Raw genomic sequence first — 21,327 nt, 5'->3', positions numbered from 1 at the left:
TGCCCGTCACTTTTGTTAACACACCGAGTCGCTTCCAGGCTTTCTGGAGGGCGTGCGGCTGTGTGCAACCTGGAATATTCATGCTAAAACACCTAAAAACCCACTGGTTTTCCAACACTCGCGCCGACCTTTTGGCCGGCATTGTGGTCGCCCTGGCCCTGATTCCCGAAGCCATCGCCTTCTCCATCATCGCCGGCGTCGACCCGAAAGTCGGGCTGTACGCCTCCTTCTGCATTGCGGTGGTCATCGCCTTCAGTGGCGGTCGGCCCGGCATGATCTCTGCCGCCACCGGCGCCATGGCCTTGCTGATGGTCACCCTGGTCAAAGAACATGGCCTGGCGTACCTGCTGGCCGCCACGGTGCTCACCGGCGTCCTGCAAATCGGCTGTGGCTACCTTAAGCTTGGCAGCCTGATGCGGTTTGTGTCCCGCTCTGTGGTCACCGGCTTTGTCAACGCACTGGCAATCCTGATCCTATTGGCGCAACTACCGGAACTGACCGGTGCCTCCTGGCAGGTGTACCTGATGACGGCCGCCGGACTGGCGATCATCTACTTGTTTCCCTACCTGCCGCTCATCGGCAAAACCCTCCCCTCCCCCTTGGTGTGCATCGTGGTGCTGACCGCCACCGCCATGGTGTTTCATATCGATGTTCGTACCGTCGGCGACATGGGGCAATTGCCGGATACCCTGCCGGTTTTGCTGTGGCCGGATGTGCCTCTGACCCTGGACACCCTGCTGATCATCCTGCCCTACTCGGCGGCACTGGCGGTGGTGGGCCTGCTGGAATCGATGATGACCGCCACCATCGTGGACGAGCTGACCGACAGCGCCAGTGACAAAAACCGCGAGTGCAAGGGCCAGGGGATGGCCAACATCCTCACCGGACTGATTGGCGGCATGGCCGGTTGCGCCATGATCGGCCAGTCGATCATCAACATTCAGTCCGGCGGCCGCGGCCGGCTGTCGTCACTGGCAGCCGGCGCCTGGTTGTTGCTGATGGTGGTGTTTCTGGGGCCGTGGTTACAACAGATCCCCATGGCCGCGCTGGTGGCGGTGATGATCATGGTGGCCATCGGCACCTTCTCCTGGCGTTCCATTACCCAGATGAAACAGCATCCGCTGTCCACCAACGTCGTGATGGTGACCACCGTCTGCATCGTGGTGCTGACCCACAACCTGGCGCTGGGCGTGTTTGTCGGCGTGCTGCTGGCCTCGTTGTTCTTCGCCCATAAGATCAGCCGGTTGATGGTGGTTAAACGCCAGACTCCGCAGCCGTCGATGCGGGAATATCAGGTGATCGGCCAGGTGTTCTTTGCCTCGGCAGACCACTTTATGGAAGGCTTCGACTTCAAAGAGACAGTGGAGACCGTCACCCTGGATCTGTCCCAGGCCCACTTCTGGGACATCAGCGCCGTGTCGGCACTGGACAAGGTGGTGATCAAGTTTCGGCGCCAGGGCGCCACGGTCAACCTGGAAGGGATGAACCCGGCCACCCAGGCCATCATCGACAAACTGGCCGTGCACCATAAACCGGAGCAGGCGGACGCGCTGCTGGCCGGGCACTAAATCCGGGGCGACGCCCGGCGATTGCCCAGAACCGGACAACAGGCCGGCTCCCCGGAACCGGAGAGCCGGCACAATTACAAGTGAGTAAAGCGCGCCACCAGGCCGTGCAGCTCCTGCATCTCCTGCTCAATCTGCTGCGCCGATGCCAGCATACGGGCCGCCGCCTGGGAGGTATCCTGAGCCAGACTGGACACGTTCACCATGCTGGCATCCATCTCCTCGGCCACCGCGCTTTGCTGCTCCGCCACAGTTGCAACCTGTCGATTCATATCGCTTATCACCGACACCGACGTCACGATTTTTCCCAGAGCTTCATTGGCCTGTTCGGTTTTCTGAACACTCCCCTGGGCCTGATCGCGACTCTCCCCCATAACAGACACTGCGTTGCGAGCCTGGCTCTGAAGACGCCGAACGATGTTGCCAATCTCCTCGGTAGACTGCTGGGTTTTTTGCGCCAGGGAACGGACTTCATCGGCCACCACCGCAAAGCCACGCCCCTGCTCTCCGGCCCGTGCTGCTTCAATGGCGGCATTCAGCGCCAGTAAGTTGGTCTGCTCGGCAATGCCGGTGATCACCTCCAGTACCCGTCCCACTTGGCGACTCTCTTGCTCCAGTTTCAACAGTTCCTCTGAGGCCGAGTCCACCTGGCAGGCCATGGCATTGATGCTTACCGCGGTGTCCGCCACCGTTTCTGAGCCCAGGTGGGCTTCACCATCGGCCCGAGTGGCAGCTTCCGACGCCTGAGCAATGTTACTGGTAACATGGTGCACGGTAAGATTCATCTCGTTCATGGACTGGGCAATGCGCGCCACTTCATCAGACTGACGGGTCATGCCTTCACTGGCAGTTAATGCGGTTTGCCGAACCGACAACGCCCGCTGCTCGACCTGTTCGGTCACCGTCTGAATTCGGGTCAATAGGGCACTGACCTGACTCAACATACTGTTGTAAGCGCTGTGCAGCTGCTCCAGTTCGTTGTCTTGACTGATCACCGTGGCGGCAATAGGGTGGGAGAACTCACCCCGGCCGACTTTCTGCAACGCCACGGCCATCTGAGCCAAGGGCTCAATCAGACTGCAACGGCCATACCACTGCCCCAGCAACACCATCAGCAAAATGGCCACCGAGGTGCCCAGAGCCACCTGCTGTTGCAAGGCTACCGTGGCATTGGCCGACGAGGCCATCATCCCCACCGCCTGATGCATGTTTTTCAGCACCTGTACCGACAACTCCTGAATCTGAGGCAGCTGCTGAGGCGACGGCGTCATTAAATAGGCATCCACCTGCTGACGATAGCTACTCCAAAACTCCCCGACTCGATTCAACTGCTGCACAATGGCGGGTTCCGATACCGGTGGCAGGCCTCGATTGGCGTCCCCCTCCAGCAATAGGCGATGGGCCCGCTCAAATCGGGCCACAGTTTTGTCCAGGGCAGCGTGATCGACTCCGCCCTGCACCACCAGCAGCGCCTCCTTGGCATAGCGCTGACTTAACATTCGCTGTGCCCCGGCGACATTGATCATCTCGGCACTATTGCCTGAAGTGGCGTACAACATCACCGCATTGACCGATGCCAACAGGAACAGCAGGGCATAAATCACCAAAAACTGACGTTTAACCGACCGAATACCGACGGCCCTAAAACACTGATGAAGCCACTGATTAAGTTGGTTCGCCATGAACACCTCTCCTTTATCGGCGATCGACTGCCGCCTTTGATTCTTCTGGCATACAAATCTTGATATCGACCGTATGCACCATCCATGTAAGTGCAAAATGTGGATTGAACGCCATTCTGTGAAGCGGGTTCAATTTTTCAATGCGAGTTGTACCACGATCCCGCCACACCAAAGCCGAGCTGGATCATGTTTTTCCCCATTTTGAGACCCGAAGCGCCAATCTATCTTGAAGAAACATCCACACCACCAAGCCGTTCGCTGTACCGATCCCACAACTCACCCGGTGCCCGTCACAGAGGAAAACCCCCTCTGACTCTGTCGAATCAGCGGGTTTTCAGTTGCAGGTTGGCGTTGGCCCATAAGCCGCCGCTCTTATGTTAGCGAAGTGGACACTCTCCCCGGCACCGCTGCTGTTGCCTGCGGCCATCAGGGTAAATCCCTTTTAAACAAAAACCCGCTGACTCTGTCGAATCAGCGGGTTTTCTATTGTAGGTTGGCGTTGGCCCATAAGCCGCCGCTCTTATGTTAGCGGAGTGGACGCTCTCCCCGGCACCGCCGCCGTTGCCTGCGGCCACCAAAGCACACCACAGAAAAGCAAAAACCCGCTGACTCTGTCGAATCAGCGGGTTTTCAGTTGTAGGTTGGCGTTGGCCGATAAGCCGCCGCTCTTGTGCTAGCGGAGTGGACGCTCTCCCCGGCACCGCCGCTGTTGCCTGCAGCCATCAGGGTAAATCCCTTATAAACAAAAACCCGCTGACTCTGTCGAATCAGCGGGTTTTCAGTTGTAGGTTGGAGTTGGCCGATAAGCCGGGTCTTGTCGTGGACAATCATTCCTCTAGGCCCAGGATCGCTCCTGGGCTCAAGCAACCTACCCGGGTTCAGTGCGGGCCGCACCAATGAACCCCTATTTGGTCTTGCTCCGGGTGGAGTTTACCGTGCCGCGAACTGTTGCCAGCCGCGCGGTGCGCTCTTACCGCACCCTTTCACCCTTACCTGTGCTCCCGAAGGAGCCATCGGCGGTCTGCTCTCTGCTGCACTGGTCGTAGGCTCACGCCTCCCAGGTGTTACCTGGCACCCTGCCCTGTGGAGCCCGGACTTTCCTCCCCCTCGCCCGTCTGCCCCTCCCGAAAGAGGAACACAACGACGAGGCAGCGATTGCCTAGCCAACTCCGAGGCGGGAGTATACCCCGCTACCAGCCCTGCTCCAAGCCATACTTGTACAGAGCGTTCTTTTTCTGACCGAACAGTTCGGCGGTGATGGCAGCGGCCTTCTTCAAAGGCAACTCCTGCGCCAACAGTTTCAGCGCTTTCACCGTCTCCGCCGGCAGGGTATCGTCCTGCATGCGGAAACCGGCAATCATCAGCACCATCTCACCACGGGTACGGTTGTCGTCTTCCTGCAACCATTCCAGCAGCTGCGCCGCCGGCCGTCCTTCGATGGTCTCAAAGGTCTTGGTGATCTCCCGCGCCAGCACCACGTCCCGATCCGGCCCCATTACCGCCACCACGTCAGCCAGAGTATCCAGCACCCGCCGGGGCGATTCGTAGAAAATCATGGTGCGAGGCTCCTGCAACAGCGCCTGCAGCTTATCCTGACGGCCCTTACTCTTGGCCGGCAAAAAACCTTCAAAACTGAAGCGGTCTGACGGCAGCCCCGCCGCGCACAGGGCGGTGGTGGCGGCACAGGGGCCCGGCAGCGGCACCACCGGGTGGCCGGCGGCGCGCACCTGAGACACCAGGTGATAGCCCGGATCGGAGATCAGCGGCGTACCGGCATCCGACACCAGGGCAATGGACTCGCCGCTGTCCAGCTTGCTGATCAGCCACTGCGCCCGTTGCCGTTCGTTGTGGTCGTGAACCGACAAGGTTTTGGTTTTAATACCAAAGTGACTCAGCAACTTGCCGCTGTGGCGAGTATCTTCACAGGCGATCAGATCCACCTGAGCCAACACCGTCAGCGCGCGCTGGGTAATGTCGTCCAGATTGCCAATGGGGGTTGGCACGATGTAGAGCGTTGGCTTGGATTCCATGGATAAACTCTTGGTGACTGTTGATTGGTTTAGCATCGACAGAGGGTTACACTATTGGCTGTGATTTTATCAGAGTGGGTTCCGGTGTTGAAAAACTTCTCCTCAAAACTGGCAAAAACCGCCAGTCTGTTGGCTTTGACCATGCTGCTGGCCTCCTGCGCCTCGGGCCCCAGCGCCCCGACGTCGGCGCCAAAGACTCAGGTTGAGCTGGGGGTGGTCACCGACACGCCGCAGTATTACCTGCAACAAGCCAGCCAGGCTGAGGGCGACAAACAGCAGCGCTGGCTGCTGCTGGCAGCCCGGGCCTACACCGAACAGGGGGATCTGGCCGACGCCGCTCAGATCCTGACTGGGCTGGAGTCGCGTCTGGGCCAGGCCCCCCAGTTACAGGCGGAATACCGGCTGCTGCTCAGTGAACAGGCGATGGCGGCTCAGAAACGCGCCGAAGCCCTGACTCTGCTGGACTGGCCCCTGAACTGGCCCCTGAGCAACGCCCAGTGGCAACACTACTACCGATTGAAAGGTGAGCTGTACCAGGCGTCGGCGGCACCGCTACCGGCGGCGGCATCGTTTTACACCCTGTCCCGCTACCAGCCCAAGGGGGAACGCCAGCAAAGCCAGGACAGCCTGTGGCAAAGCCTGGGCCAGGCCGATGAAACCCAGCTGAGAACCGCCATCGGCGAGTCTCAGGATCCCCTGTGGCGCGGCTGGCTGGAACTGGCGTGGCTGGCCAAGCATTTCGCCATTCAACCCTCGACCCTGGTGGGCGAGTTGGCCCGCTGGCAACGGGATAATCCGCAGCACCCGGCGGCCCGTAATCTGCCGGCGGATCTGCAACTGGCCCTGACAGTACAGCCTTACCGGCCCCAGGCCGTAGCCGTGCTGCTGCCCCTGAGTGGCCGAGTGGCCGCCCAGGCCAAGTCGATTCAGGATGGCATCCTGGCCCGGGCCCTGGAGCAGGAAACCGGCCGTCAGGTGCGCTTCTACGACACCGGCAAGCTGGATGCGGCCGACGCCTATCAACAGGCGGTCAGCGACGGCGCCGAGTTCATCATCGGCCCGCTGCTGAAAACCAATGTCGACAAGGTGATGGCCATCGCCGATCCGCAGTTGCCGATGCTGATGCTCAATCAACCGGGCATCGAGTTCAATAACGAAGACAACCACTTCTTCTTCGCCCTGTCGCCGGAAGAGGAAGCGATGCACGTGGCCGAACGCCTGTATCAGGACGGACGCACCACGCCACTGGTGTTGGCTCCCGCCTCATCGGTGGGCCGGCGCATGGCCAGGGAGTTCGATGCCACCTGGCAGACCCTCACCAGCAAGCCGGTGGAAGTACACTACTTTGATCGCACCGATACCATGCAGGCGGCGGTTCGCAGCGCGCTGCTGGTGGATGCCAGCCTGGCTCAAATTGCCGAAGTGAAACAGGCCTTTGGCAACAAGACCATTGCCGACTTCCGCTCCCGCCGCGACATCGACGCCATCTTCGTGGTGGCCGACGTCAACGAGGTTAGGCTGCTGAAGCCGTTTATCGACGTCAACATCGCGGTGTTCGCCGAGCCCCCACAGCTGTACACCAGCAGTCGCGCCAATGCCCGCAGCGACAGCCGTCAGGCTCGAGGCGAGCTCGATGGCTTGTACGTCAGTGACATGCCGTGGCTGCTGGGCAACACCACCAATCGCCAGCAGGTCCACACTCTGTGGCCGGATCGCAGCGACAGTCAGTTGCGCCTGTACGCCATGGGCCACGACAGCTGGGCCCTGATCGACCGCCTGGCACAGATGCGGGTGTTCTCCGGCTACCGGGTTCAAGGGCTGTCGGGGCAGTTAGCGGTCACCGATAAGGGCGTTCTCAGCCGTCAGCTGGGCTGGGCTCAATACCGCCGCGGCAAGTTACGCGCTGAACAATGAGCCGGGAAAAAGGTCAAATCGTTGAGCAGCAGGTGCAAACCTGGTTGCAACAGCGTGGCCTGACGCCGGTGGCCCACAACTTCCACTGCCGAATGGGTGAGTTGGATTTAGTGATGCAACAGCGTAACGAATTGGTGTTTATTGAGGTAAAATACCGCCAGACTCCGGGCTTTGGCGGCGCCATTGGCGCCGTTACCCAGGCCAAACAACGACGACTGCGCCAGACCGCAGCCCTATTTTTACAGCAGCGGGATTGGAATGACCGTCCCTGCCGCTTCGATGTGGTTACCGTAGTGGGCGATCGCATCGACTGGATTCAAAATGCATTTTAAGAGGGTTATCCATGCTAGAGCGGATTAAAGAGAGTTTCACCGAAAGCATCCAGACCAAAATTGACGCCCTGGAGGCGCTGCCGGAGTCACTGGAAAAAGCCGCGGGCGCCATGGTGCAATGCCTGCTCAATGGCAACAAGATTCTGACCTGCGGCAACGGTGGCAGTGCCGGCGATGCGCAGCACTTCTCTTCCGAATTGCTGAACCGGTTTGAGACCGAGCGTCCAAGCCTGCCGGCCATCGCCCTGACCACAGATTCGTCAACCCTGACCTCCATCGCCAACGACTACAGCTACTCCGAGGTGTTCTCCAAGCAGGTACGCGCTCTGGGTCAGCCCGGCGACATCCTGCTGGCGATCTCCACCAGTGGCAACTCCGACAACGTCATCAAGGCGATGGAAGCGGCGGTCAACCGCGACATGACCATCATCGCCCTCACCGGTAAAGACGGCGGTGCCATGGCTGGCCTGCTGTCCGACCGGGATGTGGAGATTCGAGTGCCGAGCAATCGCACCGCCCGCATTCAGGAGGTGCACCTGTTGGCGATTCACTGCCTGTGCGACTCCATCGATCGCACCCTGTTCCCGCAACAGGAAGATTGATATGCGCTGGGGGGTAATGGCGCTCATCGTCCTGATCCTGAATGGCTGTGCCGGCGCCGTGGTCGTGGGCACCGTCGGCGGGGCGATGATGCTCAACGATCGCCGCAGTGTGGGCAGTCAGTTTGATGACCAGACCCTGGAGGTGAAGGTCAACAACGCCCTGAGCGCCGATGACGGCATCAAGAACCAGACCCACATCACCGCCATCAGCATGAACCAGGCGATACTGCTGGTGGGGCAGGCGCCCAACGAGATGCTGCGCAGCAAAGCCGTTGAACTGGTGCGCCCCCTGCGGGAGGTGCGGGTGGTACACAACCAGGTGCGCATCGGCAACCCGGTGGGCTTTAGCACCATCAGCAACGACAGCTGGATCACCACCAAGGTGAAAAGCCGCATGCTGACCGCCGACGAGTTCGACAGCACCCGGGTCAAGGTCATCACCGAAAACGCCGAGGTGTTTCTGCTGGGCCTGGTGACCCGGGAGGAAGCCGAGAAAGCGGTAGAAATTGCCCGCAATACCGCCGGAGTGCGCAAGGTGGTCAAGGTGTTCGAGTTCCTCTGATCTCAGGCATAAAAAAAGCCGGGCAGCTGCCCGGCTTTTTTGTGTCTGACCCTTACAGCACCGGGAAACCGATGGCCTGATACACCTGCTTCAGGGTCTTGGCGGCACGTTCCCGAGCGGCGGCGGCGCCATCGCGCATCACCTGCTCCAGATAGGCCTGGTCATTACGAATGGCGGTGTAGCGCTCCTGCAACGGCTCCAACATGGCCACGACCGCCTCGGCAGTCGCACCTTTCAGGTGGCCATACATCTTGCCTTCAAACTCCGCTTCCAGCTCTTCAAAGCTCTTGCCGGTCGCACCGGACAGGATACTCAGCAGGTTAGACACACCAGGCTTGTTGTCGATATCGAAACGCACCACTGGCGGCTCATCGGAGTCGGTCACCGCTCGCTTGATCTTCTTAGTGACCTTCTTCGGATCTTCCAGCAAGCCGATGACGTTGTTGTTGTTGTCATCGGACTTGGACATCTTCTTGGTCGGATCCTGCAGGCTCATCACTCGAGCGCCCACCGGCGGAATGAACGGCTCAGGAATGGTGAAGATGTCACCATGGACGTTGTTGAACCGAGCGGCGATGTCGCGGGTCAGTTCCAGGTGCTGCTTCTGATCGCTGCCCACCGGAATCTCATCGGCCTGGTACAACAGGATGTCGGCCGCCATCAGTGCCGGGTAGCTGAACAGGCCAACGTTGATGTTGCTGGCGTGCTTCTGAGACTTGTCCTTGAACTGGGTCATGCGGTTCAGCTCACCCATCTGGGTGTAGCAGTTCAGCACCCAAGCCAACTGCGCGTGCTCCGGCACATGGGACTGCACGAACACCGTGCTCTTGTTCGGATCGATCCCTACCGCCAGGTACAGGGCCAGGGTATCCAGGCAAGCCTTACGCAGTGCCTCGGGATCCTGGCGCACGGTAATGGCGTGCTGATCAACAATACAGAACAGGCAATCGTGGCTCTCCTGCAGTTTGACCCACTGACGCAGCGCCCCCATGTAGTTGCCGATGGTCAGTTCGCCGGACGGCTGGGCGCCGCTCAAAACGACAGGTTTAGTCATACCCTTGTGCTCTCTTCTGTTTGCGCTGGCAGGTGCGCCAGCAGAGTTTCAAAATGATCCAGAGCCAGCGTTGGCTGGCTCAGGCGAATGTCCTCGCCGTAATTGTAACCGTAGCTGAGGCCGACACTGGCCACTCCGGCTGCCTCGGCAGCCAGAATGTCGTTGCGACTGTCTCCCACCATCAGGAACGCCGAGGCCGGCAGTTGCCACTGCCCCATCACATGGTGCAGGGGTTGCGGCGACGGTTTTTTCTCGGCCAGCGAGTCGCCTCCCAGGCACTGACTGAAGTAGTGGGCAATGCCCAGCGACTCCAGCAGCTCGGGCACAAACTGCATCGGCTTGTTGGTGATCACCGCCATCTTATAGCCACGACGCGCCAGCACTTCCAGGGTGTCAGCCACGCCCGGATAAAGGCGACTGCCGCGGTTATTGGTGGCCTGATAATGACACTCAAACGCCGCCAGCGCTTCGGAAACCAGCGCCTCGGACGGCGAGGTCATCACCGACTCCAACGCCCGTTGCACCAACACCCGGGCACCATTGCCGACCCAGTGGCGCACTTGCGCCTCGGTGCAGCCCCCAAGATTAAACTGTTTTAAGGCTGCATCACAGGCCACCGCCAGATCCGGCACACTGTCCGCCAGGGTGCCGTCCAGATCGAAGCCTATGCCCTTGATGGCAGAGAAGTCCGTCATTAGCCGGTGACCTTAGCCAGTTCGGCACGCATTTTGTCGATTTCGGCCTTGTAGTCATCTTTGGCGAAGATGGCGGAACCGGCCACAAACATGTCGGCACCCGCCGCGGCAATCTCACCGATGTTGTCGACCTTCACGCCGCCATCGATCTCCAGACGAATGTCGCGACCGCTGGCATCGATACGCTGACGCACTTCGCGAATCTTGTCCAGGGTGGCCGGAATGAATGACTGACCGCCAAAGCCCGGGTTGACGCTCATCAGCAGAATCACATCCACCTTGTCCATGACGTAATCCAGGTAGTGCAGCGGCGTCGCCGGGTTGAACACCAGGCCGGCCTGGCAGCCAAGGCTCTTGATCAACTGCAGGCTGCGGTCGACGTGCTCAGACGCTTCCGGGTGGAAAGTGATGATCGATGCCCCGGCCTTGGCGAAATCGGGAATGATGCGATCCACCGGCTTCACCATCAGATGGACGTCGATGGGAGCCTGAATGCCGTAGTCACGCAGGGCCTGGCACACCATGGGGCCAATGGTCAGGTTAGGGACGTAATGGTTGTCCATCACATCGAAATGCACCACATCGGCGCCATCCGCCAGCACCTTTTCGACCTCTTCGCCCAGGCGGGCAAAATCGGCAGACAAAATGGACGGAGCGATCAGAAACTTGCTCATCAGCTTTCCTCGGGGGGTTGAAGTCACTCTATTGGCGCTCATTTTAGCCCCATTACCGATTCGACCCAAGGGGCAAAAAGCCCTTGCATTGTTAATAAAAAGTAATTAGTTTCATAACTACCCCCCAGGTCCGACTCGTTTTTCAAGCTTTTATGGCACTGATGCCAATTGATAAATAAGGGTCAGGATGATGACAACTCTGTTCAAAACCTCTGCCGTTGCCGCTCTGGTAATGGCCTCCGCCAGTGTTTGCGCCGTCGAATTGGATGGCGGGCACGAAATCAGCGTAAATGCCAGTCTGGTGAGCAACTACATCTTCCGTGGTGTGTCCCTGTCCGATGAGGATGTGGCCTATCAGGGCGGCGTGGATTATGCCCATGACAGCGGCCTCTATGCCGGAATCTGGGCCTCCAGCTATGATCTGGATGGCGACGATGAGATCGAAATCGATTGGTACGGTGGCTACACCTTTGCCATCAACGACGACGTCAGTGTCGATGTCGGTGCCATCCGCTACTACTACGCCGATGTCGGTGGCCACACCACCGAATGGCACGTCGGCCTGGATCTGTACGGCATCGGTACCGCCCTGCACTACGATCAAACCCTGGAGTCCTGGTACGGTGAGGTCAACTACGACATCAACATCACCGAGCCGCTGTACGTCAGCCTCCACGGCGGCTACGCCGAACCGGACAAAGGCGACGGCTTCTACGATCTGATGGCCACCGTCGGCTATGTGGTGCACCCCAACATCGACCTGTATGCCGGCGCCGCCTACCACGAGGAGTTGGACGACACCTACGTGGTCGGTGTCACCTTCAGCTACTGATTCAGCGAATGAACCGGTCGGTGACAGAGTCTGTCACCGACCGGATCGATTAAGGGTGTTCAATTTGTGGCCAGGTTGTTATACTGTGTAACCTTTCATGTTCCAGGACTGAGCAACCATGCTGAAAAAACGGAAAATTTGGCTACTGGTGTTGACCCTGTCCCTGCCTACGGGCGCAGCCGTACTGTGGAACCTGCATCACTGTGACAACCAGTGTGCCCATGCCAGCATCGAATCGCTGAAATGGCGTACCTGGCTGGCCGGCAGCAGCGGCTCGAATCAGTTTCACTATGTGGATCTGCTGGAACTGCTGTACCGCACCACTCATAAAGACACCGACAACGCCAACTCGCCGATGGAGCAGCGATGAATCCGCTGCGGGTGGTGGCCAGCGTACTCGCCGCCCTGCTGGGAGTTCAGAGCGAAGCCAATCGGCAACACGATTTCAGTCAACAGTCGCCACTGCCTTACATGATCACCGCGGTGGTGATGGTGGTGGTGTTTGTGCTCGGACTGATGGCCGTGGTGTCTGCGGTGCTCGACTGAGCGACGCCGCCGCTCAGGCCTGACCGTAGCCGGCAAAAATCTCGTTGACCTTCTTACGGCCGGCCCCTTTCTGGCTGATGGTGCGTTTCACCATCAAAAACTCGTGCCGATCCGCATCGCAGTAAATCTCTCTGGCCTGCTGGGTATCGTGGTTGCTGATCAGCACCGTCGCCCCTTTGGCGGCGGCGTCATAGGCACACCGGGCCAGGGCCTGCTGGGCATCGAGGTTGAAGCCACCACTGGCGTAGCTGGTGAAACTGGCGGTGTTGGACAGCGGCAGGTACGGCGGATCACAGTACACCGCATCACCGGCATTCACCTGGGCAAAGGTAGCGTGATAGTCGGCGCAGATAAAGGTGGCTTTCTGGGCTTTTTCGGCGAAGAACTCCAGCTCTTTCTGGGGAAAATAGGGGCGCTTGTAGGAGCCAAAGGGCACGTTGAAACCGCCCTTCTTATTGTAACGACACAGGCCGTTGTAGCCATGGCGGTTCAGGTACAGGAACATCACCGCCCGCTCAAAAGTATCGTTGGTGGCATTGAAGCGGGTGCGCATGTCGTAGTATGCCGGCTTGTGGTTCATCTCGGCCACAAACAGCTTCCGCGCTTCCTGAATGTAGTGATCGGAATCGGTCTGCAGGGTCTGATACAGGTTGATCAGATCCGGATTGATGTCACTCAGCAGGTAACTGGGATAATCGGTGTTCAGAAACACCGAGCCGGCGCCCACAAAAGGCTCCACCAGCCTGTCGGTGTCTGGCAGGCGACGGGCAATCTCTTCGACGAGAGAGTACTTCCCGCCTGCCCATTTCAAAAATGCCCGCGTCTTAATGTTCATTCGCTCGCCAATCACCGTGGAAAAGACGTGATTCTACCGTCACTCAGATAAAAACGCAGCTAAATCGAGTTGCTCAAGCAACTCCCGCTGCACATCCCGTACCGGTTTCACGTAGGGTTTACTGTCCTGAATCGATTGTGGCAAGGTTGCCACGGCCGCCTGAGCCGCCGCTTTATCGACATAACCGCCGTAGACCACCACAAACCAAGGTTGGGGGTCGCGACGCTTCTTGTATACCGCCAGCCCATCGGTTGAGGGCAGGCGGCGAAGGTAACGCTGCGCCAGTTGCGGGTAGGAGTACACCGCCAACTGCAGGGTATAACCGCTGGCCGGGCGTTCCATCAGCGGCTGTTGCGGCAACGGTAGCACCGGCTTGGCCGTTGCTGTCGGCGCCGGCTTGGGCTTAGGCTGGCTCTCCACCTTAGGCTTAGGCCGGGACAACTCCTGTTCCAGCTCCTGCAAACCGGCCCGGGCTGACTCCAGCAGCGGATCCGCTGCCTCGGCCTGTTTCCGTTTGCGCTGAGGCAGGGGGGCGGCCGGTTGGTTAATGGCCTGCCATTCGCCTGCCAGTCCCAACTGCGCCGACTCGGCCACCTCGGAGGCCGCTTCGGCGTTGCCCGGGACATCCTTCCCCTCCACAGCCTCCGCTGCCGAAGCGTGGTTTTCCTGCAGGCCCGGGGCCACTTCAACCAACTTAACGCTGGCGGAGCGACCACCATGCTCGGGTTCGATCTCTGCCGGCCGCGTCGGCGACACCCACACCCACAGCATCAACATCAAAATGACCGTAGCGATGGCCATAATCCAGTTCCGATGCCGCAGCGCACTGACCGGGATCGCCTTACCGGTAGACAACCCCTCGGCCAGAGCCACCACCGCCGCGGCACTGCCATCGGATTGCTGCAACTGAGCATCGATGCTCATCTGGCTGATAAAACGCGCTAAAGGACGATCGCCGGTGAGCTGATGGTACAGCTGTTTCTGCTCGGCCAGGGACAAGGGCTCGATGGTCACCGGCAACAGGTGCTGTTGGCACTCCGACGGCAACTCCGCCAGCAGGTGCTCCACCAGTACCGGCTGCGACACCAGCACCAGGGTCATGCGCCAGTGACGCTGCTCCTGCCCCAGCAGAATGGCCAGCAGCTCAGCCAAAATCACCTGAGGCAGGTAATGGGCATCGTCGATCACCACAAACAGCCGCTGCTGGCTGTCCGCCAGAATGCGTTCAAAGCTGTCTACCAGCGGTTCATGGGGATCAAACAGCGGATTGGTAAACAGTTGCTGCAGGATGTCCACCCGCAACTGGGCCGGGTCCGGTTGTGGCTGGCACTGAATCAGGCCCTGATTAAAGCCCTCGGCCTTGTCCAGCAGTGCCCGCGACACCACCGACTTGCCCACACCGGGACGGCCATGCAACAGAATCGCATGGTCACCGTATTCAATCAGGTATTTCAGCCGTTCCAGCAGGACATGCTGGCTGGGCAGCAAAGAGAAGGGCAGCGTCGATTCAGCCATTGGCATTGACGATGTCGGCCAGCTCCTGGTGCGACACGTCGGCAACCAGTTCGGCCTGACCCAGGTGAACCGGCAACACGAAACGCAGCGATCCGGCGACCACTTTCTTATCCCGCTGCATCGGCACCAGGAAGCGTTGCAAATCCATCTCCTGAGGTGGCGTCACTGGCAGGTTGTAGGCGCCATGGATGGCGATCACCTGAGCCAGTTCGTCGTCGGTCATCTGCTGGCGGCGATGAGCCAGTCTGGCGGCCATCACGGTGCCTGCGGCCACGGCTTCACCGTGCAACCACACGCCGTACCCCTGATCGGCCTCGATGGCATGACCAAAGGTATGCCCCAGATTCAACAAGGCACGGACACCGCGCTCAGTCTCATCCTCGGCCACCACTTCGGCCTTGATCTCGCAGCAGCGACCAATGGCACGGGCAATCAACTGGCTATCGAGATGCTGCAGGGCATTGGCGTGCTCTGCCAACCAATCGAAAAACGCCCGATCCCAGATGATGCCGTATTTAATGACTTCGGCCATCCCTGCCGCAAACTCCCGCGCCGGCAACGTCGCCAGACACAGGGTATCGATAAACACCGCCTGAGGCTGATGGAAGGCCCCGATCATGTTTTTCGCCAGCGGATGATTGATGGCGGTTTTACCGCCGACCGAGGAATCCACCTGCGACAGCAGGGTGGTGGGCACCTGAATGAAGGAAACGCCACGCTGATAACAGGCAGCAGCAAAGCCGACCATGTCACCGATGACGCCGCCACCTAAGGCAACCAGCACTGCATCACGGCCAAAGTTGGCTTCCAGCAGGCGGGTGAAGATGGCATTCAGGTTGTCTAAATTCTTGTGCTGCTCGCCATCGGGCAGCACCAGCGACTCGACCGTCGCCCCCGCCTGTTCCAGGGTCGAGGTCAGGGTCGACAGGTAGAGCGGAGCGACCACGTCGTTGCTGACCACAAGTAAACGGCGGCCGGCAACATAGGGCTGAAACAGATCCGGCTGTTTCAGTACCGATTCGGCAATCATGATGGGGTAGCTGCGCTGCCCCAGGTCTACCTGAATCCGTTCCATGGTCACTCTTCTTATTGGGATCAGAAGCCGAGGCGTTCTACGATCTGGCTGGCCACCACTTTGGCGCTCTGATCGTCGGTACGAACGACCACGTCAGCCACTTCGGTGTACAGCGGGTTACGCTCTTCGGCCAGGTTCTCCAGCACTTCACGCGGATCGTCCACCTGCAGCAGCGGGCGACGCTTGTCGCGCTGGGTGCGGGCTACCTGCTTATCGATGGTGGTTTCCAGGTACACCACGATGCCGCGAGCGGACAAACGGTTGCGGATGTCTTTGCTGTTGACGGAGCCGCCACCGGTCGCCAGGACGATGCCCTGCTTCTCGGTCAGCTCTTCGATCACCTTGGCTTCGCGCTGACGGAAGCCCTCTTCACCTTCAACATCAAACACCCAGGCGATGTCCGCACCACTGCGTGCTTCGATCTCGTGATCGGAATCGTAAAAGTCCAAATGCAGCATTTGAGCCAGATGGCGGCCAATGGTGCTCTTACCGGCACCCATAGGGCCAATCAGGAAAATGTTTCTTTTTTCAGCCATTTTCTACGTCTAATTACTCAATTCTATAACTAATCGACCATCAGCAGATGGCTTTAAAACACCACTGTGACATAAATTTGGTCGTCGATTATCGCAAGGAAGACTAGGTGAAGGCAATAGAGACTCACCCTTCCTCTGAGGCAGGGAGCTAAAACTGCTCAATGATTATCTTAGGTGTCACAAAAATCAGCAGTTCCGATTTAATCGCCGTGTTGCGGGTATTGCGAAACAACCAGCCCGCGTACGGGATATCCCCCAGCAGAGGGACCTTAGTGACGGTTTTTAACTCCTGTTTCTGAAATATACCACCGAGTACCACGGTTTCACCATTTTTTGCCAGCACCTGGGTGGAAATTCTCTGAGTATTGATGCCCACTTCGCCGCTAGAGCTTTCCCGTCCTCGCGTATCCTGGGTCACCAGCAGATCCAGCACGACCTTGTTGTCGGAGGTGATCCTCGGGGTCACCGTCAGGCTCAGCACCGCCTTCTTAAAGGCCACCGAGGTGGCACCACTGGAAGTGCTTTCCTCGTAAGGAATCTCCTCCCCTTGCTCGATAAAGGCGGTGTACTGATTGGAGGTGGTCAACCTGGGACTGGCGATGATCTCACCCCGATCCTCCGCCTCCAGCGCCGACAACTCCAGGTCCAGAATGAATTCGTCCCCCAGATTGGCAACCTGAAACGCAAAGGTCGAGGCGTTGTTGGCCACCGCCGGCAGATTCACGTTGAGGCGATCGCCGATGGCGGGCACCACGCCCTGACGGATGCTGTCATTGCCTTCGATGCTGCCGGAAAACGAGCCATCACTCTGACCCGACGACAACCCCCAGCGGATCCCCAGCTCCGAATCGACGTTGTCCCGCACATTGACCATCCTTGATTCGATCACCACCTGCTTTACCGGCACATCCAACACCTCGATCAGTGCCTCGACCTCCTGCAGTTGGGCCCGGGTGTCCTGCAACAACAGGATGTTGGTGCGCTCATCCACCGTGGCCGATCCCCGTTCCGACAGCAGTCGGTTGCTGCCGGAATCCCCCTTGAGCAGGGCAGCGATGTCATCGGCCTTGGCGTAGTTGATCTTATAGTGGCGGGCCACCAGCGGAGCCAACTGCCGAGCCTCCTGCTGCAGCTGCAACTCGCTTTGCCGCTGCGCCGCCAGCTCCTCCCTGGGCGCCACCAGCAGCACCTTGCCATCCAGCCGGCTGGCCAAGCCCCGCACCTTGAGCACCAGCGCCAGCGCCTGATCCCAGGGCACGTCGTTCAACCTCAGGGTCACGTTGCCAGTCACCGAATCACTGGTTACCAGGTTCAGCCCCTGATGCTCGGCAATGATCTGCAACACGGTGCGCACCGGCACATCCTGAAAATTCATCGACAGTCGTTTGCCCCGATAAACGGCCGTGTCGGCCACGGTCTCGGACCGCTGCCCGGCAACCCGAATCTGCAGCGTCTGCCCCTGGCGGCTCTGGGACACCGACACCGCCTCACTGACTCTGAGTAACACCGAGGTCAGCCCCGGCTCGGAGAAGGTTTCATAGCTGTGTACCGGTGTCTCCAGCTCCGACACGTCCATCACCAGCAACTGGTCAGCGGCAAGTTCGCTGTCCGGCAACAGCAAACGTACCTCCCGCCCCTGTTCAATCACCTGCACCCCGCCCAGGGCTTGATTCAGATGCAGACTCAGCAGCCCCACGCCAGGCTGAGGCGACTGAAACTCGATGCCGCGCACCTGTGTCAGTGCCACCGCGCTGTCACTGCCCTGGCGCAGCGCCGCCACCTCGGCATTGGCGTCGGCAAAGGTCAGCAGGTAACGATCGCCCTGCCAACGGCCCTGATACGGACGTGCCGCCGTCAATTGAAGTGCCACCCTTAGCCCCTGGGGCCGGTTGCGTGCCTGCAGTTGTTGCACGCCCTGGGCGTCCACCTCGATCACCCCGTCGGGCAGAGCAGACTCGGCGCCGTCAAAGTCCAGCCACAGTTGCTGCGACTGCGCCTGATACTGAATCTGGGGTGTCTGGGTGGGGCCATCAAACTCCAACCCCAGCTGCAACTGGTTGCCCGGTTCATCCGCCACCGTTACCCGCAGCAATGACGCCGACTGCACCGAGGTTGCCATCATCATCAGCACCGCCGCCCAGAATGCCCGCCCTCTCATCACAGTCGCTCCTTGTCCTGACTCACCAACACGATTCTGGCCTGACGTTCGACGTAACAGCCCAGCCCCTGCTCGACCCGTTCCACCAACTCCACCCGATCGCCGTGCACTGCCACCACCCGCCCGGCAAAGATCCCCACCAAATCCCCTTTTCGAACCCGGTGCACCAGACCATCGGCGGTTTCCAGCAGCGCCCAGCGATTATGACGGTCACTGAGGGTGCCCCGCATCACCAGGCTGTCCAGCGCCACACCCTGCAGCGGATGGCCAGACACTCCGGCGGGCGGGCCCAGGCAACCGGGCCGATCTGCGGTCTGAGCCGCCGACGTCGTGACCATGGGGGCAGCCATAAACGGACTGCGGCCTGCGCCTGGATCATAACGAGCCGGTTCGAAGTGGGGCAGACTGCGGGGGCGCCCCTGATACGGGGGCGGATTGGCATGAACCTGATCCAGATACCGCTGCAGATCGCCGGTATCCCCCTGGCAACCGCTCAACAGCAGCCCTGCCCACAACCACCACCGACCGCCGCTCACGGTGCCTCCGCCGACGCCAACAACCGGTAGGTGGTGGCCACCACTTTCATCGATAGCTGTGTCTCCTGCCGGGTAACGGAAAAATCATCCAGGCTAACGATCCGTGGCAGCGCCGCCATTCCAGCCACAAAATGACCGAACTCCACGTAGCCACCTCGCAGTTCGATGCTCAGCGGCAGTTCGATATACAGCTCACCGGTGCGCTCCGGCAGCCAGCCGATGCTGACAATGGACAGGTTGGTTTCAGTCGCCAGGAAGGTGACGTCATCCAACAGCCCCGGCATCTCATCCCGGCTCGGCAGCATGCTCAACAGTTGATGCAGTTCCAGCCGAGTCTGTTGTAACTCCAGCTGATGACGCTCCAGGTGAGCGGAAAACTGATACTTGTCCCGGTACTCCTGCTTCAACTGCCGCTCCTGGCGAACGCCGGCCTGCAACTCGCCGTAGCGCTCGCCAATCCACAGGTAGCCCCCCGCCGCCAGCACCAACATCACCAGCATCAGGTTCAGAGCCCAGCGCGCCACCGGCGGCCAGCTGCCGATGCTGTCAAAATCCAGCTCGTTAAACTGCTCAAGGTTCATGGGGTCGCCTCCTCGGTCGGTCGCGGCTGGGCCGACAGCGACATCGACAGGCTAAAACGGTGCTGACGCAACGACTGCTGACGGCTGGCGACGATCTCCTGTACTCGGGCATTGAACAACCATGGCGAGGCATCCACCTGGCGCAGCAGGTTGGCCAGGTGATTGTTGGATTCGCAGAAGCCGCTGAGACGCAGAGTCGATCCCTGCAACATCAGTTCGGTCAGATACACCCCGGGCACCACCACCCGGTGCAGCTCCGACATCAGGTGCACCGGCACACTGCGATGACGCTGCAGATCCACGATCAGGTCCAGCCGCTGATGCAAAGCATCAGACTGGCGCTGTACCTCGGCCACCTCGGCGATGCGCCGCTCCACCTCGCCGATCTGCTGCTGCAAAAACTGATTGCGCTGCTGCTGAGACGCCACCAGCGCCGACAACACCTGCTCTACCGCCACCACCAACACCACCGCCGCCAGCACTGACACCAGCAACAGTCCCAGGTACCGGCGTTTCAGTTGCTGACGTCGGGTCTCTCGCCACGGCAGTAAGTTAATGTGTGCCATCGCTCCCCCTCAGGGCCAGCCCACAAGCCACCATGTAGGCGCTGGCGGGCAGCGGCTCAGGCAGCGACACCGATCTGGGCTCGGCCAACGAACAGGGAATGGACAGGGCGGATTGCAACGGTGCCAGCAACGATTCCGCCATGGCGCCGCAGATCAACACCCGACCAATGGCCTTGCTGGTGTCACCGTTAACGTAGATCTGAAAGGTACGCTGCAGCTGCTGGGCCAACTGCGCCACATCGGGGTCGCTGTCGTCAGGATCCAGAGCACTCGAACCCGGTGACAGCTCACGCACAAACGTGGTTTGGTCACCGCAGTTGATGGCCACACAGGTCTTGCTGACGCCGACCTCCACCAAGGCCACCACCGTTTCGGAGACCACCATCATGGCGGCGGCCCGCCCCAGCGCGTAGGCTTCGACGTCCACCACCTCAGTGCGCAGCTCCGCCGCCGCCAGCGCCTCCACCCGGGCATGCACGTCCTCCCGCCGACAGGCGCTGAGCAGGATCTCGACCCGGTTGCCATCGATGCTATCCAGGCGCTCAAAGTCCAGATTCACTTCGTCGAGGGGATAGGGAATCAGGCTGTCGGCTTCGATTTCGATCTGAGTCTCCAGCTCCAGATCGTTGAGGCCGGCCTCCATGGTGATCACCTTGGTCATCACCGTGGCACCACTGACCGCCGTTGCGCCCCGTTCACTGCCGGCCGGCAACTGCTGTCGCAATCGTTTCATGGCCGCCGCCAGGGCGTCGGCACCGTCGCTGGGATCGATGGCCACACTGCAGGCATGACCAATGCGGGGGGCCGCGCCGCTGTTGTCCAACACCACGGCTTTTATTTGGGAGGTTCCGATGTCGACCCCAACGAAAGTGGGGGCAGAGCGGGAAAACAAAGACAGCATCCACCTGTATCCTGAGCGGCCGCAATTCCGTTTGCGTCTTTTGAGCGTAGCACAAGCCGGCCAGACCGGCGTCGGCTTGCTCAAAACTCAGCCTGATGATTTTTGAGCATTCAGGCCCATCTTAGTATACTGGTCC

The 21,327-nt window shown here is 59.9% G+C and carries 22 protein-coding genes and 1 other RNA gene; 8 read left to right on the top strand and 15 right to left on the bottom strand.

Annotation, left to right across the window (positions count from 1 at the left end):
* Positions 1 to 80: 80 nt before the first annotated feature.
* Entirely contained in the window at positions 81 to 1,568 is a 1,488-nt protein-coding gene (locus J8Z22_RS01675; protein ID WP_028112812.1) for a SulP family inorganic anion transporter, read from the top strand.
* Positions 1,569 to 1,642: 74 nt separating this feature from the next.
* Here J8Z22_RS01675 and J8Z22_RS01670 read toward each other — a convergent pair whose 3' ends face one another.
* The 3 genes from J8Z22_RS01670 to rsmI form a co-directional block, all read right to left on the bottom strand.
* Positions 1,643 to 3,247 carry a methyl-accepting chemotaxis protein gene (locus tag J8Z22_RS01670; RefSeq protein WP_252008465.1) on the bottom strand — a complete coding sequence of 535 codons (1,605 nt, stop codon included), beginning with the start codon at positions 3,245 to 3,247 and terminating at the stop codon, positions 1,643 to 1,645.
* Between the two features lie 787 nt (positions 3,248 to 4,034).
* Positions 4,035 to 4,418, bottom strand: an RNA gene (rnpB, locus tag J8Z22_RS01665) — RNase P RNA component class A.
* A gap of 19 nt (positions 4,419 to 4,437) precedes the next feature.
* Positions 4,438 to 5,277 carry a 16S rRNA (cytidine(1402)-2'-O)-methyltransferase gene (rsmI, locus tag J8Z22_RS01660; protein WP_252008463.1) on the bottom strand — a complete coding sequence of 280 codons (840 nt, stop codon included), beginning with the start codon at positions 5,275 to 5,277 and terminating at the stop codon, positions 4,438 to 4,440.
* A gap of 60 nt (positions 5,278 to 5,337) precedes the next feature.
* On the opposite strand from rsmI, the gene J8Z22_RS01655 reads away from it, so the two are divergent.
* Genes J8Z22_RS01655 through dolP form a run of 4 tightly spaced genes read left to right on the top strand, consistent with a single transcriptional unit; the run spans position 5,338 to position 8,687 of the window.
* Entirely contained in the window at positions 5,338 to 7,191 is a 1,854-nt protein-coding gene (locus J8Z22_RS01655) for a penicillin-binding protein activator (protein WP_245595584.1), read from the top strand.
* Positions 7,188 to 7,523 carry a YraN family protein gene (locus tag J8Z22_RS01650; protein WP_252008461.1) on the top strand — a complete coding sequence of 112 codons (336 nt, stop codon included), beginning with the start codon at positions 7,188 to 7,190 and terminating at the stop codon, positions 7,521 to 7,523. The genes J8Z22_RS01655 and J8Z22_RS01650 overlap by 4 nt, the downstream gene beginning before the upstream one ends.
* 11 nt (positions 7,524 to 7,534) lie before the next feature.
* The gene (locus tag J8Z22_RS01645) at positions 7,535 to 8,125 is read left to right on the top strand and encodes a phosphoheptose isomerase (RefSeq protein ID WP_028112808.1); all 591 of its coding nucleotides are present in this window, start codon (positions 7,535 to 7,537) and stop codon (positions 8,123 to 8,125) included.
* Between the two features lies 1 nt (position 8,126).
* Positions 8,127 to 8,687, top strand: coding sequence for a division/outer membrane stress-associated lipid-binding lipoprotein (gene dolP / locus J8Z22_RS01640; protein WP_028112807.1), 561 nt, complete (start codon positions 8,127 to 8,129; stop codon positions 8,685 to 8,687).
* 52 nt (positions 8,688 to 8,739) lie between these two features.
* Here dolP and trpS read toward each other — a convergent pair whose 3' ends face one another.
* From trpS to rpe, 3 genes are read right to left on the bottom strand one after another with little or no spacing between them, the layout of a single operon-like run.
* On the bottom strand, positions 8,740 to 9,741 hold the full coding sequence (trpS, locus tag J8Z22_RS01635; RefSeq protein WP_028112806.1) for a tryptophan--tRNA ligase: 1,002 nt from the start codon (positions 9,739 to 9,741) through the stop codon (positions 8,740 to 8,742).
* Complete coding sequence (locus J8Z22_RS01630; RefSeq protein ID WP_028112805.1) at positions 9,738 to 10,436, bottom strand: phosphoglycolate phosphatase; 699 nt, start codon at positions 10,434 to 10,436, stop codon at positions 9,738 to 9,740. The genes trpS and J8Z22_RS01630 overlap by 4 nt, the downstream gene beginning before the upstream one ends.
* Positions 10,436 to 11,110, bottom strand: coding sequence for a ribulose-phosphate 3-epimerase (gene rpe / locus J8Z22_RS01625; RefSeq protein WP_252008459.1), 675 nt, complete (start codon positions 11,108 to 11,110; stop codon positions 10,436 to 10,438). The genes J8Z22_RS01630 and rpe overlap by 1 nt, the downstream gene beginning before the upstream one ends.
* Positions 11,111 to 11,297: 187 nt before the next feature.
* On the opposite strand from rpe, the gene J8Z22_RS01620 reads away from it, so the two are divergent.
* The 3 genes from J8Z22_RS01620 (at position 11,298) to J8Z22_RS01610 (ending at position 12,488) form a co-directional block, all read left to right on the top strand.
* Positions 11,298 to 11,942, top strand: coding sequence for a TorF family putative porin (locus J8Z22_RS01620; protein WP_252008457.1), 645 nt, complete (start codon positions 11,298 to 11,300; stop codon positions 11,940 to 11,942).
* Between the two features lie 118 nt (positions 11,943 to 12,060).
* Positions 12,061 to 12,312, top strand: a complete 252-nt coding sequence (locus tag J8Z22_RS01615; protein WP_035415768.1) for a hypothetical protein — start codon at positions 12,061 to 12,063, stop codon at positions 12,310 to 12,312.
* Positions 12,309 to 12,488 (top strand): DUF2970 domain-containing protein, encoded by a 180-nt coding sequence (locus tag J8Z22_RS01610; RefSeq protein ID WP_252008455.1) that lies wholly within the window; start codon positions 12,309 to 12,311, stop codon positions 12,486 to 12,488. The genes J8Z22_RS01615 and J8Z22_RS01610 overlap by 4 nt, the downstream gene beginning before the upstream one ends.
* A gap of 13 nt (positions 12,489 to 12,501) precedes the next feature.
* Here the strand turns inward: J8Z22_RS01610 and J8Z22_RS01605 are convergent, their stop codons facing one another.
* The 9 genes from J8Z22_RS01605 to pilM form a co-directional block, all read right to left on the bottom strand.
* Positions 12,502 to 13,323, bottom strand: a complete 822-nt coding sequence (locus tag J8Z22_RS01605) for a Dam family site-specific DNA-(adenine-N6)-methyltransferase (RefSeq protein WP_252008453.1) — start codon at positions 13,321 to 13,323, stop codon at positions 12,502 to 12,504.
* 39 nt (positions 13,324 to 13,362) lie between these two features.
* Complete coding sequence (locus J8Z22_RS01600; protein ID WP_252008451.1) at positions 13,363 to 14,838, bottom strand: AAA family ATPase; 1,476 nt, start codon at positions 14,836 to 14,838, stop codon at positions 13,363 to 13,365.
* Complete coding sequence (gene aroB, locus J8Z22_RS01595; RefSeq protein WP_028112802.1) at positions 14,831 to 15,913, bottom strand: 3-dehydroquinate synthase; 1,083 nt, start codon at positions 15,911 to 15,913, stop codon at positions 14,831 to 14,833. Before aroB ends, J8Z22_RS01600 begins: the two co-directional genes overlap by 8 nt.
* 20 nt (positions 15,914 to 15,933) lie before the next feature.
* The gene (aroK, locus tag J8Z22_RS01590; protein ID WP_028112801.1) at positions 15,934 to 16,449 is read right to left on the bottom strand and encodes a shikimate kinase AroK; all 516 of its coding nucleotides are present in this window, start codon (positions 16,447 to 16,449) and stop codon (positions 15,934 to 15,936) included.
* A gap of 148 nt (positions 16,450 to 16,597) precedes the next feature.
* The gene (locus J8Z22_RS01585; protein ID WP_252008449.1) at positions 16,598 to 18,607 is read right to left on the bottom strand and encodes a type IV pilus secretin PilQ; all 2,010 of its coding nucleotides are present in this window, start codon (positions 18,605 to 18,607) and stop codon (positions 16,598 to 16,600) included.
* Complete coding sequence (locus J8Z22_RS01580) at positions 18,607 to 19,143, bottom strand: pilus assembly protein PilP (RefSeq protein WP_028112799.1); 537 nt, start codon at positions 19,141 to 19,143, stop codon at positions 18,607 to 18,609. Before J8Z22_RS01580 ends, J8Z22_RS01585 begins: the two co-directional genes overlap by 1 nt.
* Positions 19,140 to 19,724: a type 4a pilus biogenesis protein PilO gene (locus J8Z22_RS01575; RefSeq protein ID WP_252008447.1), complete on the bottom strand. Its 585-nt coding sequence runs from the start codon at positions 19,722 to 19,724 to the stop codon at positions 19,140 to 19,142. Before J8Z22_RS01575 ends, J8Z22_RS01580 begins: the two co-directional genes overlap by 4 nt.
* Positions 19,721 to 20,290, bottom strand: coding sequence for a PilN domain-containing protein (locus J8Z22_RS01570; protein ID WP_028112797.1), 570 nt, complete (start codon positions 20,288 to 20,290; stop codon positions 19,721 to 19,723). Before J8Z22_RS01570 ends, J8Z22_RS01575 begins: the two co-directional genes overlap by 4 nt.
* Positions 20,277 to 21,191, bottom strand: a complete 915-nt coding sequence (pilM, locus tag J8Z22_RS01565) for a type IV pilus biogenesis protein PilM (RefSeq protein WP_051252627.1) — start codon at positions 21,189 to 21,191, stop codon at positions 20,277 to 20,279. The genes J8Z22_RS01570 and pilM overlap by 14 nt, the downstream gene beginning before the upstream one ends.
* Between the last annotated feature and the right edge of the window lie 136 nt (positions 21,192 to 21,327).

The organism is Ferrimonas sp. SCSIO 43195 (assembly GCF_023716685.1).
GTDB lineage: Bacteria > Pseudomonadota > Gammaproteobacteria > Enterobacterales > Shewanellaceae > Ferrimonas > Ferrimonas kyonanensis.
This window is presented reverse-complemented; position numbering and strand designations above follow the sequence as displayed.

What these genes read in the sequence shown, in the direction of transcription:
- J8Z22_RS01615 (WP_035415768.1), top strand. Translation starts at nt 12,061, where the DNA reads ATGCTGAAAAAACGGAAAATTTGGCTACTGGTGTTGACCCTGTCCCTG.
- J8Z22_RS01620 (WP_252008457.1), top strand. Translation starts at nt 11,298, where the DNA reads ATGATGACAACTCTGTTCAAAACCTCTGCCGTTGCCGCTCTGGTAATG.
- J8Z22_RS01650 (WP_252008461.1), top strand. Translation starts at nt 7,188, where the DNA reads ATGAGCCGGGAAAAAGGTCAAATCGTTGAGCAGCAGGTGCAAACCTGG.
- rpe (WP_252008459.1), bottom strand. Translation starts at nt 11,110, where the DNA reads ATGAGCAAGTTTCTGATCGCTCCGTCCATTTTGTCTGCCGATTTTGCC.
- pilM (WP_051252627.1), bottom strand. Translation starts at nt 21,191, where the DNA reads ATGCTGTCTTTGTTTTCCCGCTCTGCCCCCACTTTCGTTGGGGTCGAC.
- aroB (WP_028112802.1), bottom strand. Translation starts at nt 15,913, where the DNA reads ATGGAACGGATTCAGGTAGACCTGGGGCAGCGCAGCTACCCCATCATG.
- J8Z22_RS01630 (WP_028112805.1), bottom strand. Translation starts at nt 10,436, where the DNA reads ATGACGGACTTCTCTGCCATCAAGGGCATAGGCTTCGATCTGGACGGC.
- J8Z22_RS01610 (WP_252008455.1), top strand. Translation starts at nt 12,309, where the DNA reads ATGAATCCGCTGCGGGTGGTGGCCAGCGTACTCGCCGCCCTGCTGGGA.
- J8Z22_RS01570 (WP_028112797.1), bottom strand. Translation starts at nt 20,290, where the DNA reads ATGGCACACATTAACTTACTGCCGTGGCGAGAGACCCGACGTCAGCAA.
- trpS (WP_028112806.1), bottom strand. Translation starts at nt 9,741, where the DNA reads ATGACTAAACCTGTCGTTTTGAGCGGCGCCCAGCCGTCCGGCGAACTG.
- J8Z22_RS01645 (WP_028112808.1), top strand. Translation starts at nt 7,535, where the DNA reads ATGCTAGAGCGGATTAAAGAGAGTTTCACCGAAAGCATCCAGACCAAA.
- J8Z22_RS01575 (WP_252008447.1), bottom strand. Translation starts at nt 19,724, where the DNA reads ATGAACCTTGAGCAGTTTAACGAGCTGGATTTTGACAGCATCGGCAGC.
- J8Z22_RS01605 (WP_252008453.1), bottom strand. Translation starts at nt 13,323, where the DNA reads ATGAACATTAAGACGCGGGCATTTTTGAAATGGGCAGGCGGGAAGTAC.
- J8Z22_RS01600 (WP_252008451.1), bottom strand. Translation starts at nt 14,838, where the DNA reads ATGGCTGAATCGACGCTGCCCTTCTCTTTGCTGCCCAGCCAGCATGTC.
- J8Z22_RS01670 (WP_252008465.1), bottom strand. Translation starts at nt 3,247, where the DNA reads ATGGCGAACCAACTTAATCAGTGGCTTCATCAGTGTTTTAGGGCCGTC.
- J8Z22_RS01585 (WP_252008449.1), bottom strand. Translation starts at nt 18,607, where the DNA reads ATGAGAGGGCGGGCATTCTGGGCGGCGGTGCTGATGATGATGGCAACC.
- J8Z22_RS01675 (WP_028112812.1), top strand. Translation starts at nt 81, where the DNA reads ATGCTAAAACACCTAAAAACCCACTGGTTTTCCAACACTCGCGCCGAC.
- dolP (WP_028112807.1), top strand. Translation starts at nt 8,127, where the DNA reads ATGCGCTGGGGGGTAATGGCGCTCATCGTCCTGATCCTGAATGGCTGT.
- rsmI (WP_252008463.1), bottom strand. Translation starts at nt 5,277, where the DNA reads ATGGAATCCAAGCCAACGCTCTACATCGTGCCAACCCCCATTGGCAAT.
- aroK (WP_028112801.1), bottom strand. Translation starts at nt 16,449, where the DNA reads ATGGCTGAAAAAAGAAACATTTTCCTGATTGGCCCTATGGGTGCCGGT.